The following is a 16,389-nucleotide window of genomic DNA, read 5'->3' as shown; positions in this document are numbered from 1 at the left end:
GTCACGCGCGATTCGCTCGACCGACGGACGTGGCGCGTCCGGCCCGGCCGAGCCATCGAACCGCCTGCCGGCGTTCACTCGTCGCTCTCGTCGACAGCCGGCAGCGTAAACGAAAACGTCGCGCCCTCACCGGGCTCGGAGTCGATCCAGATCTCGCCGCCGTGGCGCTCGACGATTCGCTGACAGAGCGCCAGGCCGATCCCCGTCCCCGCGTGTTCCTCGCGGGTGTGCAACCGCTCGAACACCTCGAAGATGCGGTCGGCGTCTTCCGGATCGATTCCGATCCCCTCGTCCGCGACCGAGATCACCCACTCGTCGTCGCTCTCCGCGGCGATACCCTCCGCTCGAGGCTGCGGCTCGGCCGGCCCGTCCGCGGCCGCGTGGCCGGACTCGCGGCGCTCGGCGGTGATCTCGATCCGCGGCGGCTCGTCGCCGCTGTACTCGATGGCGTTGTCCAAGAGGTTCTGGAACACCTGCCGGAGCTGATTGATATCGCCCTCGACGCGGGGGAGGGACTCGGTCTCGATCTCGGCGTTCTCGTCCTCGATCCGGAACTGCAGATCGGCGAGGGCCTCGTCGACGACCCGTTCGAGGTCGACCGGCTCGAGGGGGTCCCCGCGGGTGGTGACCCGAGAGTACTCGAGGAGGCCCTCGATCATCGCCTTCATCCGGTCGGCGCCGTCGACCGCGAAGTCGATGAACTCCGCGGCGTCCTCGTCCAGTTCGTCCTCGTACCGCGACTCGAGCAACTGGAGGTAGCTCGTGATCATCCGCAGGGGCTCCTGGAGGTCGTGGGAGACGGCGTAGGCGAACTGCTGGAGGCGCTCGTTTGACTCCTCGAGTTTGCGCCGGTACGCCCGGCGCTCGGTGATGTCCTGGGCGACGATCATCCCCGCGTAGATCTCGCCGGCCGCGTTCTCGACGGGGACGACGTGCACGCGCAGATAGCGGTCGTTGAGTTCGACTTCGAACTCGCGTTCCTCGCCGTCGAACGCGGCGCGAAACTCCGGTTCGAGTTCCGCGACGAGGCGGTCCGGATACACCTCGGAGACGTTGTTTCCGAGCCGCTCGTCGGGGTCGATACCGACCTCGTCGAAGTACTGGCCGCCGATGGCGGTGTACTCGAGATCCTCGTCGTAGAGCGCGACCGCGCCGTCCGGGAAGTTCTCGACGAGCGTCCGGTGGCGCCGCTCGCTCGTCTCGAGTTTGCGCCGGTACTCCCGGCGGTCGGTGATGTCGGCGGCGACCCCGACGATGCGGACGATCTCGCCGTCGTTGCGGACCGGTACGGCCTGGGCGTGGACCCACCGGACGGAGCCGTCCGGCCGGACGACGCGGAACTCCTCGTCGTACTCGGTCTCGGGCAGGGCCGCGTAGGCCTCCCGAACCCGCGCTCGGTCGTCCGGGTGGATCGCCTCGAGGAACGAGTGCGGGTCGTCGTAGAGCGAGTCGCGGTTCCGGCCCCAGACGTCCTCGTAGATCGGGTTGATGTACAGTATCTCCTCGGCGTCGGGCGTCGACATCCAGACGATCTCGTCGAGATTTTCCGCGAGGGTCCGGAACTTCGCCTCGCTCTCCCGGAGTTCCTGCTCGCGCTCCTTGCGCTCGGTGACGTCGCGGAAGTAGACCGAGACGCCGCTCTCGGAGGGATAGACGGTCGCCTCGATCCAGAACCCGAGCAGGTCCGAGTAGTGTTCCAGCCCGGTCGATTCCTGCGTTTCCATCGCCTCGTCGAAGCGGTCTCGCACCTGCTCGAGCTCCGCCGTCTCCGAGTAGACCTCCCCGAGGCGCCGACCCAGCAGTTCGTCCTCGGGGACCCCGAGGAGCTCCGCCGCGCGCTCGTTGACGTGCGTGAACCGGTACTCCTCGTCGACCGCGTAAAACGCGTCCGAGACCCGTCCGAACACCTCGCGAAGTTCGCTCTCGAGGGCCCGTTCGCGCTCCTTGAGGTCGGTGACGTCCTCCGCGGCCGTGACGACGCGATCGGTCGCCCCGTCGTCGGCGATCGGGGCGGCGCTGATCGACAGCCAGCGTCGCTCCCCGTCCTCGTCCCCGCCCGGGCGTTCGACCTGCAACACGCGGTCGTAGATCGGTTCTCCGGTCTCGAGCGCCCGGGACGACGGGTACTCCTCGACCGACAGCCGCCGACCGTCCTCGTCGTAGAGCAGCCCGTCCTCCGGGGAGAACGATTCCGGCTCCTCGACCCCGAAGAGCTCGGCGGCGCGGTCGTTGATCCGCGTGATCTCTCCGTCGGCGTCGAGCACGAAGCCGCCCACGGGAATGGTATCGAGAATCCGGTCGATCAGATCCCGCTCGCGCTCGAGGCGGCGCTCGTGGCGGAGCCGATCGAAGGTCGCCTCGAGGCTCGAGGCGACGACCTGCGCGAGCATCCGGTCGCCCTCGTCGAAGGCGCCGCGCTCCGCGGAGCTGATGAAGGCGACGCCGTGATCCCCGATCGGCAGGACCATCTCGCTGCCGATCGGCGTGTCCGGATCGTACGCGTTCGGCGCCTCGCTCACGTCGGCGTAGAACGCCGGTTCGCCCGACTCGAAGACGTGCCAGGCGACCCCCTCGTTCGGTTCGAACGTCGGCAGGTCGCCGAGCAGTCGCTCGGTCGCGTCCGTCCAACTCGCGGGTCTGAGCGCCGTCGCGTCGTCGTCGTAGAGGTAGATCCCGTTGAGCGTCATCCCGAGGATGTCCCGGAGGTGATCCGTGGCCCGCTCGGCGACTCCCTCGCGCGAGGACTCCTCGAGCCACTCGCTGACGGCTACGTTGAGCCGCCGCAACTGGGTGGCCCGGCGGTGTCGGTCGGTGACGTCGTAGTAGAGTTCGATCCGCCCGCCGGCGTACCGGCCGGACTCGATCGGTCGGCTCCGGTGCTCGAGCCAGCGTTCCCCACCGTCGGAACCGGCCGTGACGCGACAGTCGAAGCGCTCGTCGTAGCTGTTGTCCTCGTAGGTCGCGAGGACGGTGTCGGCGAAGGCGTCGCCGTCGGCGACGCGGTGGCGGATCGTCTCGTCGATCAGCTCGCGCTTGTCGCGACCGATGACCGCGTCCCGGTCGAATCCGAAGTACTCGCCCGCGGTCTCGTCGGCCCAAGCGACGTCGAAGGAGTCGTCGAGGAGGAAGACGCCAACGTCGGCCTCGTCGAGGACGGTGGTGATCGTCTCGTAGGACTCCATGGCCGTCTCGGCGCGCTCTCGGCTGCGTTCCAGATCGCTGACGTCGCGGGCGACGCCGATCGTCCCGCGGAACTCGCCGTCCTCGAGCAGCGGGTTCACTCGAAGCTCGGTCGGGACGCGATCGCCGTCGGCCGTCTCGATCGCGACCTCGAAGACGCCGGCGGCGTCCCGATCGGCCGATAGCCCCTCCTGAATCTCGCGTTCGATACGCTCGATGTCGTTTGCGTCGAGGATTCGGGAGACGTGGTGGCCGATCAGCTCGTCGCGCGCGTAGCCCGTCCGGTCGACGATCACGTCGTTGACCGCGACGACGGTGCCGTCGGCGTCGAGCTGGTAGAGGCCGTCGTCGATCGTGTTCACCAGCGTCCGGTAGCGCTGGAGAGCGGTGGTCTCGTCCGCGTCGTCCCAGAAGTCCCCGCCGCGTTCCCCCGCTCGTTCACTCATACACCCAGTAGAGACGCCTGACCGGAAAAGTTCCACGTACGCTCGAGGGGCGCTCGGAGGATAGAAGGGGTAATCGCTTCGGCTCGCCCCTCCGTTCAGTCGAGCGAGAGCCCCGAGGCGTCGTCGTCGACGGGGGTGAAGTCCGTGGATCCGCACTGGCAGCCGTCCCGTTGCCCGATCGGTCGAAACTCGCCGGCGGTGATCTCGAATGCCGCGTAGAGGGCGCCGCACTCTTCGCACATCGCGATCGTTCGTCGATTCTCCTCAGGCATGCGTCGTCTCTCTCGAGAGGGGCACAAAGTATCCTCTGCGAGGACAATCGTAACGACAACACAGTTGTCACGGCTGTAACAACGGAACGATCCCGACGACCACAGGCGATCGCCGGCCGGCCGTTTTTCACTCGGCCGACGGTAGCACGGCGTATGAGCGAGGACGGTCCCAGCCGCGACCGGGCACAGGACAGCGCCGAACGGCGGAAATCTCGGCGGGCCGAGACGACCGAGTCGATCCTCGAGGACGTCGGCCGCGACCTCGGCGAACTCGAGTATCCGGTCACGAGCGAGGAGCTCGCCTCGGAGTACGCCAACGAGGCGATCGACATGCCCAACGAGACGGAGTCGCTGGGCAGCGTCTTCGACCGCCTGGCCGGCGAGCAGTTCGACACCGCCGAAGAGGTCCGCGAGGCGGTCTACGGCGAGGTCACCGGCGAGGCCGGAAGTCCCAACGAGGCCAACGCCGAGCGCGACCTCTCGAGTCTCGACGAGGAGAAACAGGGGTCGCTCGGCGAGGGCGGCGGCGACTCGCTGTGAGCCCTCGACGGCCGTGAGGGCGGATCGGCCTCCCGTCTCTCGATTGTGATAGCAGAACGGATTTACGTCCCGGTCCCCTGTTCTCGCGTATGGATTACGAAGCGAGTCTCGACCGGGCGATGGACGACGTACCGGACATCGGCGGCGACGAGGAGCGACTGCAGATCCCCGACGCCGTCCCCCAGAAGGACGGCGCCTTCACGCGCTTTACGAACCTCGGCGAAATCGCCGACGTGCTCTCGCGCGAGGACGAACACCTCCACCGGTTCATCCAGCGCGAACTCGGTACCAGCGGCAAACTCGAGGACGGTCGCGGTCGGTACAACGGCACCTTCTCCGAGCAGGACTTCAACGCGGCCGTCGACGCCTACGTCGACGAGTACGTCCTCTGTTCGGAGTGTGGCCTGCCCGACACCCGCCTCGTCCGCGAGGACCGCACGCCCATGCTGCGCTGTGACGCCTGCGGTGCGTTCCGCCCCGTCACCAAGCGCTCGACGAGCAGCCAGCAGCAACAACAGCAGGACGCCGTCGAAGAGGGCAAGACCTACACCGTCGAGATCACCGGTACCGGCCGCAAGGGCGACGGTGTCGCCGAGAAGGGCGAGTACACGATCTTCGTCCCCGGCGCCGAGGAGGGCGACGTCGTCGACATCTACATCAAGAACATCTCCGGCAACCTCGCGTTCGCTCGCCTCGACTGAGGGCGGCCGCCGTTCTACCGAGCGCTAGTTTCGCGACTCTCCCGCCGTCGGCGCCAGCCGCTGCTGCTCGTCGGGGAGGCGAATCACCTTCTCGCGGCCGATCCGATAGCGCTCGACCGCGCCGTCGTCCTCGAGCGACGAGAGGAGTTCGCTGATCGTCGACGGCGACCAGCCGTACTCGTCGACGAAGCGCCGCTGCTTGAGTCGGCCGCCGTGTTCGGTCAGAACGACGCGGACGTACTGAGCCGGCACGCAGCCGTGCTCGAGGATCTCGCTCTGGCTCGTGGGACCGGTTGCAGGGTCGAGCAGGGCGGCTTTCGACCCCGGAGGCGACTCCGGACTCGGATCCGAACCGGACTCGAGTCGCGCGTCGGCGTCGCGGTCGCGCTCGGGTCGGCCGTGTCGATCGGGCCCGCCGTGGCGGTCGGAACGGTGCCAGTCCGTCGAATCGTGACGGTCGCGACGGTCGTGGTGCGGATCGTCTACGAGCGTCGACTCGTCGACGGCGGCATCGGAACGGGAACCGACCCGAACCAGGGATTTGACCGTTTCGAGACTCGCTCGGACGGTGCGCCGAACGCGGCGGACGAATCGGGAGGTGGAGGGGGATCGTCGGGACATCGGGGAAGCCTCGATCACTAACCTGACCGTGGTCGTTACAAATCTTTTCCCGCCGCCGATCGATCGCGTTCCGACCGCGAAATTAAAGTCAGTTTGTGCTAGTTACACACTCGTGGGAGTATCGTTCGACCTCTTCGGAACGCTCGTGACCGCCGAGAGACCGTCCGACCCGGCCGCAGCCGTGGCCGAGGAACTCGCGGACCGCGGCGTCGCGGTCCCAGACGACTGGAACGAGGCCTACGCCGAGGCCCACGTCGACGCCCCCGAGGGCGCCGAGGTGCCGCTGCCGGCTCACGTCTCGCGCGCGCTCGCGAGCCGCGACGTCAGCTACGAGCGCAACGCGGCCCGGCGAGCGGTCGTCGCGGCGTTCGACCCGACGGTCGAGACCAGACCGGGCGCCGTCGAGGCCGTCGCGGCCGCCCGCGAAACGGGGCCGGTCGCGATCTGTTCGAACTGCAGCGTCCCCGAACTGGTCGGCCGCACCCTCGTCCGCTCGGCCTTCGAGCGCGACGACTTCGACGCGATCGTGACCAGCGTCGGCTGCGGCTGGCGCAAGCCCGCGCCCCAGATCTTCGAACTGACCGCCGATCGCCTCGGCGTCGATCCCGCCGACCTCGTCCACGTCGGCGACGACCCCCGGGCCGACGGCGGCGTCGAGAACGTGGGCGGAACGGCGCTGTTGCTCGAGGACTGTCCGCTCGAGACGGTCCCGGACCGCCTGTCAGCCCTCGAGGAGTCGCGGGAATCCCGCGGAGAGTCACGGGAATCATGACCTCGCGGCGAGACACCGCGAGTGCGAACGGAACGCGGCCCCGCGATCGGGGCCCGGAGGGACGACCGTGCTACTGACGACGATCGCGCTGTTCGGGCTGGCCTTCAGCCTCGACCTGCTGGTCGGCGAGCCGCCGAACGCGCTCCACCCGGTGGCGTGGTTCGGCCGACTGGTCGGCGCGCTCGACCGGGAGTGGGCCGCCACCGAGCGCGGGCAGCGGCTGGCCGGGGTCGGCATCGCCGTGCTCGCGCCGCTGTGTCCCGCGATCGCCGCGGGCGGCGCCGTCGTGATCGCCGGCGCCCGATCGCCGCTCGCGGGGGCCGTCGTCGCCGGAATCGTCCTCTTTCTGACGACCAGCCTGCGCTCGCTGCTCGAGTTGACTCGGGCGGTCGTGGACGCCACTGCGGCCACCGCAACTGCGACGGTGACCGCCGGAACGGAGGGTGCTGACACCAGTTCCGAGGCCGGAGCCGCCGACGGCCTCGAGACGGCCCGCGAGCGGGTTCGGGGCCTCGTCGGTCGCGACACGTCAGCGCTCTCGGCGGCCGAGATCCGCAGCGCGGCGGTCGAGAGCGCCGGCGAGAACCTCGCGGACGGGCTGGTCGCGACGCTCCTCCCCTTCGCCCTCCTCGCGCCGATCTCGCTGCCGGCCGCGGCGGCCGCCGCGGCGTGGGTCAAGGGCGTCAACACGCTGGACTCGATGCTCGGTTATCCCGCGAAGCCACACGGCACCGCGAGCGCACGACTCGACGACCTCGTGATGTGGCTCCCCGCGCGGCTGGCCGCGGTCACCGTCGCCGTCGCCGCGGCCGACCCGCTCGCGCTCTGGCGGGCAAGGAGGTGGGCCCGGGATCCGCCCTCGCCCAACTCCGGATGGCCCATGGCCGCCCTCGCCTGCGTCCTCTCGGTTCGACTGCGCAAGGCGGGCGTCTACGACCTGAATCCAGGGGCCGAGCTGCCGACGGTCGCCGACGGCGAGCGGGCCATCGCCGTCGTCGGTCGGGCGGCCGTCGCCGCCCTCGTCGTCGCCGTCCTCCTCGCGGCGGGCGTGACGGTGATCGCGCCGCCCGGAGGCGGACAGCCGGTCCCGACGGGCCCGACCGCCGGTATCGGCGCCGCGTTCGGCGCGGGCGTCGCACCCCCCATCGACGCGCTCGCCGGAGCGATAGGGACGTTGCCGGACCTCGAGGTGATGGTCGCGTGATCGGGGGACTCGCCGCCGTCCGCGGCGCGCTGGGCTTCCTGACGCGGCTGCCGGTCGGCCACCGCGACGGCGACTGGGCGGCGTTTCGCTCGAGTCCGGCAGCGTTCCCGGTCGTCGGCTACGTCGCGGGCGCGCTGGCCGCCCTCCCCCTGCTCGCGACCGAGGCGCTCCCGGCTGCGACCGTCGCGCTGGGCTACCTGCTGGCCGTCTACGCCGTGCTCGGGATCCACCACCTCGACGGGGTCGCGGATCTGGGCGACGCGCTCGTCGTCCACGGCGACCGCGAGCGCCGCCGGGAGGTCCTGAAGGACACGACGACCGGCGTCGGCGCGCTGCTGGCGGTTTCCCTGGTCGTCGTCGCGCTGGCGCTGGGCGGGCTCTCCCTCGCCGGACTCCCTCCCCGTCGCGCGATCGGCGTCGCGGTCGCCGCCGAAGTCGGGACGAAACTCGGGATGGCCGCGATGGCCTGTTTCGGTACGGCGAGCGACGACGGGATGGGCAGGCAGTTCACGACGGCGTCCGATCCGCTCTCGTTCGTCGCACCCGCCCTGATCGCCCTGCCGGCCGCCGCGCTGACGTGGCCGAACCCGGCGGCGGCGGTCGCCCTCGGCGGCGCCCTCGCGGGGATCGGCCTCCCCTGGAACTGGGCGACGGGCCACCTCGGCGGCGTAAACGGCGATATCTTCGGCGCGGCCAACGAGATCGGCCGCGTCGCCGGCGTCCACCTGGGGGTGATCGCGTGGACGCTGTCGTGATGTGCGGCGGGAAGGGGACCCGCCTCGAGAGCCCCCGCGAGAAACCGCTGCACCCGATCGACGGGGTCGCGATGGTCGATCGCGTGCTCGCAGGCCTCGAGGAGAGCCGCGTCGACGCCGTTTACGCCGCCGTCTCGCCGAACGCCCCCGAAACGCGAACGCACCTCGAGTCGACCGACGGCGTGACGACGATCGAGACGGACGGCGACGGTTACGTGGCCGACCTGGTGGAACTGCTCGAGCGGCCCGCGATCGAACCGCCGATCCTCACCGTCGCGGCCGACGTCCCGCTGCTCGAGGGGGCCGTCGTCGATCGGATCGTCGAGCCCTACCGCGACCGCGATACCACCGCGTCGCTGACCGTCGCCGTCCCCGTCGCGCTCAAGCGCCGGCTCGGCGTCAGCGTCGACGCGACGCTCGAGGCGGACGACCACCTCGCGCCGACCGGGGTCAACGTAGTCGGCGATTCGGACGAATCCATGACACGCGTACACTACGACCCGCGACTCGCGATCAACGTGAACCGACGCGAAGACGCCCGCACCGCGACAGCGCAGCTGTCCGCGGCGGCCACGGAGGACCGCTGAGATGCGCGTGATCCTCCCCGCCGGGACGACCGAGACGGCCCTGATCGACGGCATCAGCGCCGCCGGCGCCACTCCGGAGCTGATGGAACACACCCCCTCCGCGGACGTCGAGATCCTCGAGTACGGGAAGCCGACGACGGCCCCCGTGACGCCGGTGAGTCCGAACGGCTGTCCGACGCCGGCCGCGGTGACCCGGGCCGTCCGAGAGGTCGTCGGCTTCGATACTACCGTGGTCGACGCCGGCCTCGCTCAGCCGACGGGCGCGCCGACGGTCGATCTGGGCGTCGAGCCCGGAGCCGACGTCCGCGAGGTCGAGGCCGTCCCCGACGCGGCGGCGATCTTCGACCGCGCCCGCTCGTTCGGCGCGAGCCTCCCCGACGACGACCTCCTGATCGGCGAGACCGTGCCGGGCGGGACGACGACCGCGCTGGGCGTGCTCACCGCGCTGGGCGAACCGACCGGCGTCTCCTCCTCGCTCCCGAAGAACCCGATCGAACGCAAACGGCGGGTCGTCGACGAGGCGCTGGCGGCGAGCGACCTCGAGGCCGGCGACTGCGAGGCCGACCCGCTCGCGGCGATCCGCGCCGTCGGCGACCCGGTCCAGGCGACGGTGGCCGGCGTCGCGGCCGGCGCGCTCGAGTCGGGCACCGACGTGACGCTGGCCGGCGGTACCCAGATGGTGGCCGTCGCGACGGCCCTGCGCCACGCCGACGTCGACGACCCGCTGTCGATCGCGACGACCTCGTTCGTCGAAGACGAGCAGGGCGACCGGCTCGGCGAGGCCTGCTACCGGCTGAACTGCGAGCTGACCGTCACGGATCCCGGCTTCGATTCGCGCGACCACGTCGCCATGGCCCGGTACTGCGCCGGCGAGGCCAAGGAGGGCGTCGCGATGGGCGGCGCGCTCTCGCTGGTCCCCGACGGCCGGATGGACGAGGTACTGGATCGACTCGAGGCGGTCTGCGACCGGCTCGGCATCGACGCCGACGGGGGACCGGGCTCGGATCCGGAGGCAGAGACGAACCCGGAGACGGAGGGCGACCGTGGACCCTGACTCGGTGCGCACCGGAGAGCGCGTCCCCCACGGCGGCGAGACCGACCGGGATATCCTCGACTTCTCGGCCAACACCAACCCCTACACGCCCGACGGCGTCGAGGCGGTATACGCGGACGCCCTCGAGGACTCGCGGCGCTATCCGGACGACGACTACCCCGAGTTCCGGGCCGCCGCGGGGGAGTTCGTCGGCTGCGAGGCCGAGCGTGTGATTCCGACCCCCGGCGGCCTGGCCGCGATTCGGCTGGCGTTGGAGGTCTCCCTCGAGCCCGGCGACGAGGCGCTGGTTCCGTTTCCGAGTTTCGGCGAGTACGCTCGCGAAGTCCGCCTGCAGGGTGCGTCGCCGCGGTTCGTTCCGCACGACGAGATCCTGGCGGCGGAGCGCGACGCGCTCGAGGACTGCGCGCTGGCGATCGTCTGCACGCCGAACAATCCGACCGGCGACGCGGCCGATCCCGACGCGCTGGCCGCGTTCGCAACCCGCTGTGGAGCCGCGGGAACGACGCTGCTGGTCGACGAGGCCTTTCTGGGGTTTACCGACCTGCCGTCGGCCGCTCGCCTCGAGTCCGAAGACGTGATCGTCGCCCGCTCGCTGACCAAACTGTTCGGCCTGCCGGGGCTGCGGGCCGGATTTGCGGTCGCGACGGGCGAACGGCGCGAGGCCCTCGAGACGGCCCGCCGCGCCTGGTCGCTGGGCACGCCAGCGGCTCGAGTGGGCGCGCACTGTCTTCGACGGGACGCGTTCGTGCGCGAGACCCGGAAGCGGGTCGCCGGCGAGCGCGAGCAAATGCGCGAGGCGCTCGCCTCGCGGTTCGACGTCCGGCCGTCGGACGCGCCCTACCTGCTGTGTGACGTCGGCGAGCGGGACGTCGACAGCGTGATCGCCGCGGCCCGCGCGGACGGCGTCGCGATCCGCGACGCGCGGACCTTCCGCGGCCTCGACTCGCACGTCCGCGTCGCCGTCACGGACCGCGAGTCGAACGATCGGCTGCTCGCGGCCCTCGGCGTCGCCGACGGATCGGAATCCGACGACTCAAGTACCGGACGAAAGCACTGACGCCGTGGATGACCGCGACTGATCCCGCGTACGAGGCGGTCCGCCGAGACGGCGTCCTTCGGGTGGCGCGCCCGGAGACGGAGTGGCTCTCGACCGGCTGGAACGGCGGCCGCCGGACCGCCGACCGCGCCTACAACGTCACCGTCCCCGACGGCTGGGACCGGACCGATCTCGAGGCGTACGTCGACGAGCGCCTCGAGCGCGCGGGCTTTGCCGCCGGCGGGCCGACCCTCTTGACCGGCGTCGAGCAGGCCGACGCCCGCGGCGCGCGGCGCGGTTCCGTGACCGCCTACGCGACCGCCGGCGTCTCGAACCCGGCCGCGTTACCGATGGACCCGGAGGACGACTCGAGTCCCGCCGACCCCGGCGGGGCGGACGGCGACGCGGCGCCGGGCCGCGGCACCGTCAATATCGTCGTCGGCACGACGCGGGCGCTCGCCCCCGGCGCGCTGGCGAACCTGATCGCCGTCGCCGCGGAGGCCAAAGCCGCGACGCTGCTCGCCGAGACCGGCGTGCCGGGCACCACGACGGACGCCGTCGTCGTCGGCCACGATCCGACCGGCGAGCGGGCCGCCTTCTCCGGGAGCGGCACCGACGTCGGGAGGGCGACTCGAGCCTGCGTCCGGGAGGCCGTCGGGGCGTCGCTGCGGGCCCACTACGCGGACCGCGACGAGGACCCGCCCGAATCGGCCGCGGACGCGACCTACGGCGTCTCGACGGACGTCCGGGCTGAGGTCTTTCGGCCGTCGCTCGACGAACAGTCGTGATCGGCGGGTGCTATCGAATCGAGCCCTAATTGACAGTCAAGATGGTTCGGGTGCCGTCTCACTCGAGGTTAGGAGCCAGCGTAGTTCGGGAATCCGACGTACGGTGGCGCGCTGTGCCGTGGTGAGTGACCAACGAACCGCGGCACGAACTGTGCGAGGGATGAGCGACCGAAGGGAGCGAATCGGTTGGGGAGGGGGTGGCAACTCCTTGTTGCCAGGATCAGCAGGACGCTGGTTTCCGTCTCAATCCTATTCGATCCGACTGTACTATTTCCAACTCGAGTGAACGCATCGAGCGGGAATACAACTCCTCGAGTCCGGTCCCGAAGATCGAAGATACACCCTTTACCCGTCTCGAGCCCAACGAAGGGCCAATGGCGGGGGACGCAAACGAGAACGACGATCCGACGACCATCCGCTCGCTGGCGCTGTCGGCCGAGGACGCGGCCAACGCCTACGCGTACACGCGTGAGAATCCCGGCGAGGCCGTGCTTCGCGTGACGCCGCCGTTCCACGGCCGCATGCGGGCGCGAATCCACGTCTACCGGCGCGACGATACCGAACTGACCGGTGCGATCCACGTCCCGCCCGCGGACGTCATCGAAGACGACGTCGTCGCCGACTACCCGGACCTCGAGAGGGAACTCGAGGACGCCGACCCGTCCGAGACCGAGCGGCTCCGCAAGCGCCACGCCGAGGCCGTCGAGGAGTGGCAGGCGCGAGCGGAGGCGTCGATCGTCGACGCGGTGGAACTCGAGATCGACGCGGGACCCCACCGCGTCGACGTCAAGCGCCTCGGATAGGCCGGAGACTCGCGCCATCATCGCCGCGACGTCGATTCACAGATTCCACGTCACACCCCCGCTGTCCTGCACTTTCACTTTCACTCCGGGTGGATCGGTTTAACGTACGTTCCGTCTCATCGATACGTATGGCACTGATCGTCGACCGAACCGATGACCGATCCGAGCCGACCACCAGAGACGAGGGCACCGCGCTGGAGTTCGACCCCCGGCGGCGTCGCATCGACGTCACCGATCTCCACGCCGCCGGCATCGAGGAGTTCGTCGAATCGAGTGTCGACACCGACGACGTCTCGCTCGAGCACCGCCTCGACCGGACGTACCTCGTCATCGAGGAGTAACGTCGGTAGCTGAATTCGCACACGCACACGCTCCGCCGGCGTCCCTGTCAGACGCCGACGGATCCCCTGTCACACGCGCCGCCGAATCGCCTGTCACACGGTTCGGCGGCACCCCTGTCACGCACCCCGCCGGACCGCCTGTCACGGGCCAGCGGAACAGCCGTCACACGCCACGAGAACACGAGAGTGGGATCGGAATTGGGGCCGATAGACTATCGGGGCCGGATTCGGGACCGAACCCACGCGGCGAGGGTCTCGGGAAGCGCGTCTCGCGCGTCCGGCTCGACGACGAACCGCTCCGTGTCCGACCGCTTTTTCACCGCGCCGAGGAATCCGTCCGTCGCGTCCAGTTTGATCGCGGCCAGCACCGGCGTCGACGACTCGAGGGCGCGCGTCGTTTCCCGAACGAACCGGTCGCTCTCGAGTTGCATCGGCGCGATCTCGTCGATCACCACGCAGTCGGCGTCGTCGACGGCCGACGGCAGCGCCGTCCCGGCGAGGCGGTCGACGGACGAGACGTCGACGGTGTACTTACCGACGGTGGGGGCGGACGCCCCCGACTCGAGGTGCTCGTCGCGTCCGCTCGAGGCGACGGAATCTTGGCTCACCCCGTCGACGCGGGCCAGCACCGCGCGCTCGCCGCTCGCGACGTCGACGATGTCGAACCCCGCGCGCCGGCCCGCCTCGCGGCGTTCGGGACTCGAGAGGCCGCCGACCGCGTAGCCGTCCTCGCGCAGGCGCGAGACGGTCCGCTCGAGGGCGGTCGTCTTGCCGCTGCGGGGCGGGCCGGTGACGAGGGCGTTGGTCGCGTCCGACATCGGTGCTCCGGCGTTCGTAATCGGACCGTTCGGCCGCCTCGAGACTAAAACCCTCCGCGACCCGTCGCCCGACTGATCGGTCCCCCGTACCGTTTTTGTCGGGGTCGTGGGAGAATATCGCATGCCTCGAGGGCGAGCGAGCGAACGGCGGGGATCGACGACGAGCGCGTCTCGACGACGCGTGCTCTCGAGGGCGGGCGCCGGGCTCCTCGGAGCCGCTGGCGTCGTCGGGACGGGGACGGAGACGAGTGCGACGGCAGGGACGGAACCGAGCGTGCAGTCGAGTCAGGAGACAGCCGTCGCCGACCAGCCGCTGTTCGACGCCCACACCCATCTGATCCCCGCGGAGACCCTCGACAGGGAGCCCCTGCACGCGGACGATCTGGTGTCGTGGATGGACGCGGTCGGGATCGACCGCGCGGTCGTGCTGGCGCTCGATTCGCCCGAGAGCTATCCGGTCCAGGCACCGAGTTGGTGGATCCTCGAGCAGGTCGCCGCCTATCCCGACCGGCTCGTCCCCTTCTGTACGGTCGATCCGCGGACGCTGGTCTACGAGGAGGACTTCTCGGCCGTCACGAACCTCCTCGAGCGCTACGTCGAGCGGGGCGCGCGGGGCTTCGGCGAACTGAAGGCCGGGTTGCCGGTCGACGACGCTCGACACGAGCGGCTGTACGAACTGTGTGCCGAACACGGGCTTCCGGTCGTCCTCCACCTCGACGATAAGACGATGCTCGACGCGGTCGGCCTGCCGCGCTTCGAAAACGTGCTGGCGTCGTTCCCCGACGTCGATTTCGTCGGCCACGCCCACGGCTGGTGGGCACACATCTCCGCGGACGTCGAAGAATCGGATCTGGGTCGGTATCCGGAGCGGCCGGTCGAACCCGGCGGCCGGGTGCCGGAGCTCCTCGCCCGGTACGACAACGTCTACGGCGACCTCTCGGGGCTCTCCGGCTGGACCGGGCTCACTCGGGATCCCGAATACGGGCAGGCGTTCCTCGAGACCCACCACGAACAGCTCCTCTTCGGGACGGACTACCTCCACCCGGACCAGGAGACTCCGCAGCTCGGACTGTTCGATCGGTTCGACCTCTCGGGCGAAGCGTGGGCGAACGTCCGCTACCGGAACCTCGAGGGACTGTTAGGCGAGGCGTAAGCGCTCGGTGACCGTCCGGCGGCCGCCCGCTCAGAACCGCTGGAGCCGAACTTCGTCGCCGGTGATCTCGTCGACGTAGTCCTCGTCGAGCTGGAACCGCTCCGTGCCGTCGGCGACGTCCCGGTCGCGGTGGAGCCGAGACTTGATCGAGTCGCTCATCTCCGCCCCGGGTTCGACGTACGCGACCCCCGCACCGACCTCGTCGATGACGCCGATCTCCTTACCGTTCGTGTTGACGACTCGCTTCCCTTCCTCGTCGACGGTGAGGTTAGCGCACATATCCACCCGTTGCCGGGGGATCGGGGTATACGTCGGCCCTCCATGTGCCTGTGTCCGGGCCTCGAGCGTCGCAGGCGAGGGGGAGTTTCCTCGAGAGCGTCGGCTGCGAGTCGATCCGCGAACCCGCTACGGATCCGAACGGCGGACGACGGAATCGACACCACTACCGTCCCCGAACCGCGACGGGCGGTAATGAAACTCGCGCGGATCGCGACCGACGACGGACCGGTCGCCGGACGGTACGAAGACGGCGTCCTCCACGCCGACGACGGTGCCTACGACGTCGGCGCCGACCCCGACTTCCTGCCGCCCTGCGACCCCGCGGCGCTGTACCGCATCGACGGCGACGTTGCTGGCGCCGACGAACAGTCGGCGCGCGAACACGTAGACGCACTCGACTTCGTCGCCGAGCCGGCGGCGTCGCTGGTCGGCCACCGGGCTCCCGTCCCGGCTCCCGACCCCGCCGACGAACTCGCCGCCGACAAACTCGTGGCCGTCGGCGAATTCGCGGCCGTCATCGACGAACGCTGTCGAAACGTCTCCGAAGACGCGGTTCCGGAGATCGTCCGCGGGTACGCGATCCGAAACGACGTCGTCGCGGTCGATCGGAGCGGTCGCCCCGTCCGGAACGCGGTCGACGGCCCCGTCGGACTGGGTCCGTGGATCGAAACCGCGGTCGACCCGACCGGCGTCGGCGTGCGGTTCGACGTCACCGGCGAGCGGCGCCGGAAGGTAACCACCGAATCGATGCCGTTCGACCCCGTCGAGATCGTCTCGTCGCTCTCCCGTCGGGTCTCGCTCCGTTCGGGCGACGTCGTCTCGCTCGGCAGCCCCGCGGCTCCCGAATCGGTCGAAGCCGGAGACGCCGTCGAGACCACCTACGAGGGCGTCGGGACGCTCCGAAATACGGTCGTCGACTCGAGCGAACCGGAGGGGCGCGACGAGCGGGAGGCGCTGCGCGCGTAATTTCGAAGTTACGCCCGTGATGGCAGGAATTGCAACGGCCTCGAGCCCGCGACGACCTCGGGTCACTCGTCCG

18 protein-coding genes are annotated in these 16,389 nt (G+C 70.1%); 13 read left to right on the top strand and 5 right to left on the bottom strand.

Annotation, left to right across the window (positions count from 1 at the left end; translation table 11 throughout):
* Positions 1–74: 74 nt before the first annotated feature.
* Positions 75–3,626: a PAS domain S-box protein gene (locus HTZ84_RS01455; RefSeq protein WP_174679053.1), complete on the bottom strand. Its 3,552-nt coding sequence runs from the start codon at positions 3,624–3,626 to the stop codon at positions 75–77.
* A 95-nt stretch (positions 3,627–3,721) separates the two neighbouring features.
* Positions 3,722–3,898 (bottom strand): hypothetical protein, encoded by a 177-nt coding sequence (locus tag HTZ84_RS01450; RefSeq protein ID WP_174679052.1) that lies wholly within the window; start codon positions 3,896–3,898, stop codon positions 3,722–3,724.
* A gap of 153 nt (positions 3,899–4,051) precedes the next feature.
* Here HTZ84_RS01450 and HTZ84_RS01445 point away from each other — a divergent pair, with 153 nt between their 5' ends.
* The gene (locus tag HTZ84_RS01445) at positions 4,052–4,438 is read left to right on the top strand and encodes a DUF5789 family protein (protein WP_174679051.1); all 387 of its coding nucleotides are present in this window, start codon (positions 4,052–4,054) and stop codon (positions 4,436–4,438) included.
* 89 nt (positions 4,439–4,527) lie between these two features.
* On the top strand, positions 4,528–5,139 hold the full coding sequence (locus HTZ84_RS01440) for a translation initiation factor IF-2 subunit beta (RefSeq protein WP_174679050.1): 612 nt from the start codon (positions 4,528–4,530) through the stop codon (positions 5,137–5,139).
* A gap of 24 nt (positions 5,140–5,163) precedes the next feature.
* Here the strand turns inward: HTZ84_RS01440 and HTZ84_RS01435 are convergent, their stop codons facing one another.
* Entirely contained in the window at positions 5,164–5,760 is a 597-nt protein-coding gene (locus HTZ84_RS01435; protein ID WP_174679049.1) for a helix-turn-helix transcriptional regulator, read from the bottom strand.
* A 112-nt stretch (positions 5,761–5,872) separates the two neighbouring features.
* Here HTZ84_RS01435 and HTZ84_RS01430 point away from each other — a divergent pair, with 112 nt between their 5' ends.
* From HTZ84_RS01430 to HTZ84_RS01390, 9 genes are all read left to right on the top strand, one after another.
* Positions 5,873–6,532, top strand: a complete 660-nt coding sequence (locus tag HTZ84_RS01430) for an HAD family hydrolase (RefSeq protein ID WP_174679048.1) — start codon at positions 5,873–5,875, stop codon at positions 6,530–6,532.
* A gap of 67 nt (positions 6,533–6,599) precedes the next feature.
* The gene (locus tag HTZ84_RS01425; protein ID WP_174679047.1) at positions 6,600–7,736 is read left to right on the top strand and encodes a CobD/CbiB family cobalamin biosynthesis protein; all 1,137 of its coding nucleotides are present in this window, start codon (positions 6,600–6,602) and stop codon (positions 7,734–7,736) included.
* The gene (cobS, locus tag HTZ84_RS01420; RefSeq protein ID WP_394353292.1) at positions 7,736–8,491 is read left to right on the top strand and encodes an adenosylcobinamide-GDP ribazoletransferase; all 756 of its coding nucleotides are present in this window, start codon (positions 7,736–7,738) and stop codon (positions 8,489–8,491) included. Before HTZ84_RS01425 ends, cobS begins: the two co-directional genes overlap by 1 nt.
* Positions 8,491–9,078 (top strand): NTP transferase domain-containing protein, encoded by a 588-nt coding sequence (locus tag HTZ84_RS01415; protein WP_174682508.1) that lies wholly within the window; start codon positions 8,491–8,493, stop codon positions 9,076–9,078. The genes cobS and HTZ84_RS01415 overlap by 1 nt, the downstream gene beginning before the upstream one ends.
* A gap of 1 nt (position 9,079) precedes the next feature.
* A complete protein-coding gene (gene cobT, locus HTZ84_RS01410; RefSeq protein ID WP_174679045.1) occupies positions 9,080–10,132 on the top strand; it encodes a nicotinate mononucleotide-dependent phosphoribosyltransferase CobT in 1,053 nt (350 codons plus the stop codon).
* Entirely contained in the window at positions 10,122–11,189 is a 1,068-nt protein-coding gene (locus HTZ84_RS01405; protein WP_174679044.1) for an aminotransferase class I/II-fold pyridoxal phosphate-dependent enzyme, read from the top strand. The genes cobT and HTZ84_RS01405 overlap by 11 nt, the downstream gene beginning before the upstream one ends.
* 8 nt (positions 11,190–11,197) lie before the next feature.
* A complete protein-coding gene (locus HTZ84_RS01400; protein WP_174679043.1) occupies positions 11,198–11,956 on the top strand; it encodes an adenosylcobinamide amidohydrolase in 759 nt (252 codons plus the stop codon).
* 374 nt (positions 11,957–12,330) lie between these two features.
* Positions 12,331–12,759, top strand: coding sequence for a hypothetical protein (locus HTZ84_RS01395; protein ID WP_174679042.1), 429 nt, complete (start codon positions 12,331–12,333; stop codon positions 12,757–12,759).
* Positions 12,760–12,887: 128 nt separating this feature from the next.
* Positions 12,888–13,100: a hypothetical protein gene (locus HTZ84_RS01390; protein ID WP_174679041.1), complete on the top strand. Its 213-nt coding sequence runs from the start codon at positions 12,888–12,890 to the stop codon at positions 13,098–13,100.
* 212 nt (positions 13,101–13,312) lie between these two features.
* On the opposite strand, the gene HTZ84_RS01385 is transcribed toward HTZ84_RS01390, so the two are convergent.
* Complete coding sequence (locus HTZ84_RS01385; protein WP_174679040.1) at positions 13,313–13,918, bottom strand: nucleoside-triphosphatase; 606 nt, start codon at positions 13,916–13,918, stop codon at positions 13,313–13,315.
* Between the two features lie 121 nt (positions 13,919–14,039).
* Here HTZ84_RS01385 and HTZ84_RS01380 point away from each other — a divergent pair, with 121 nt between their 5' ends.
* Complete coding sequence (locus HTZ84_RS01380) at positions 14,040–15,071, top strand: amidohydrolase family protein (protein ID WP_174679039.1); 1,032 nt, start codon at positions 14,040–14,042, stop codon at positions 15,069–15,071.
* 30 nt (positions 15,072–15,101) lie between these two features.
* On the opposite strand, the gene HTZ84_RS01375 is transcribed toward HTZ84_RS01380, so the two are convergent.
* Complete coding sequence (locus HTZ84_RS01375; RefSeq protein ID WP_174679038.1) at positions 15,102–15,350, bottom strand: hypothetical protein; 249 nt, start codon at positions 15,348–15,350, stop codon at positions 15,102–15,104.
* Positions 15,351–15,542: 192 nt separating this feature from the next.
* Here HTZ84_RS01375 and HTZ84_RS01370 point away from each other — a divergent pair, with 192 nt between their 5' ends.
* Positions 15,543–16,316, top strand: a complete 774-nt coding sequence (locus HTZ84_RS01370) for a fumarylacetoacetate hydrolase family protein (RefSeq protein WP_174679037.1) — start codon at positions 15,543–15,545, stop codon at positions 16,314–16,316.
* The last annotated feature ends 73 nt before the right edge of the window (positions 16,317–16,389 follow it).

This window comes from Haloterrigena gelatinilytica, assembly GCF_013342145.1.
Lineage (GTDB): Archaea > Halobacteriota > Halobacteria > Halobacteriales > Natrialbaceae > Haloterrigena > Haloterrigena gelatinilytica.
The sequence above is the reverse complement of the archived record's forward strand: the minus strand, read 5'-3'. Positions and strand labels throughout refer to the sequence as shown.

Excerpts from the sequence above, each read along its gene's own strand:
- HTZ84_RS01455 (WP_174679053.1), bottom strand. The coding sequence starts at position 3,626 with ATGAGTGAACGAGCGGGGGAACGCGGCGGGGACTTCTGGGACGACGCG.
- cobT (WP_174679045.1), top strand. The coding sequence starts at position 9,080 with ATGCGCGTGATCCTCCCCGCCGGGACGACCGAGACGGCCCTGATCGAC.
- HTZ84_RS01395 (WP_174679042.1), top strand. The coding sequence starts at position 12,331 with ATGGCGGGGGACGCAAACGAGAACGACGATCCGACGACCATCCGCTCG.
- HTZ84_RS01390 (WP_174679041.1), top strand. The coding sequence starts at position 12,888 with ATGGCACTGATCGTCGACCGAACCGATGACCGATCCGAGCCGACCACC.
- HTZ84_RS01440 (WP_174679050.1), top strand. The coding sequence starts at position 4,528 with ATGGATTACGAAGCGAGTCTCGACCGGGCGATGGACGACGTACCGGAC.
- HTZ84_RS01375 (WP_174679038.1), bottom strand. The coding sequence starts at position 15,350 with ATGTGCGCTAACCTCACCGTCGACGAGGAAGGGAAGCGAGTCGTCAAC.
- HTZ84_RS01380 (WP_174679039.1), top strand. The coding sequence starts at position 14,040 with ATGCCTCGAGGGCGAGCGAGCGAACGGCGGGGATCGACGACGAGCGCG.
- HTZ84_RS01385 (WP_174679040.1), bottom strand. The coding sequence starts at position 13,918 with ATGTCGGACGCGACCAACGCCCTCGTCACCGGCCCGCCCCGCAGCGGC.
- HTZ84_RS01445 (WP_174679051.1), top strand. The coding sequence starts at position 4,052 with ATGAGCGAGGACGGTCCCAGCCGCGACCGGGCACAGGACAGCGCCGAA.
- HTZ84_RS01415 (WP_174682508.1), top strand. The coding sequence starts at position 8,491 with ATGTGCGGCGGGAAGGGGACCCGCCTCGAGAGCCCCCGCGAGAAACCG.
- HTZ84_RS01450 (WP_174679052.1), bottom strand. The coding sequence starts at position 3,898 with ATGCCTGAGGAGAATCGACGAACGATCGCGATGTGCGAAGAGTGCGGC.
- HTZ84_RS01400 (WP_174679043.1), top strand. The coding sequence starts at position 11,198 with ATGACCGCGACTGATCCCGCGTACGAGGCGGTCCGCCGAGACGGCGTC.
- HTZ84_RS01435 (WP_174679049.1), bottom strand. The coding sequence starts at position 5,760 with ATGTCCCGACGATCCCCCTCCACCTCCCGATTCGTCCGCCGCGTTCGG.
- HTZ84_RS01370 (WP_174679037.1), top strand. The coding sequence starts at position 15,543 with ATGAAACTCGCGCGGATCGCGACCGACGACGGACCGGTCGCCGGACGG.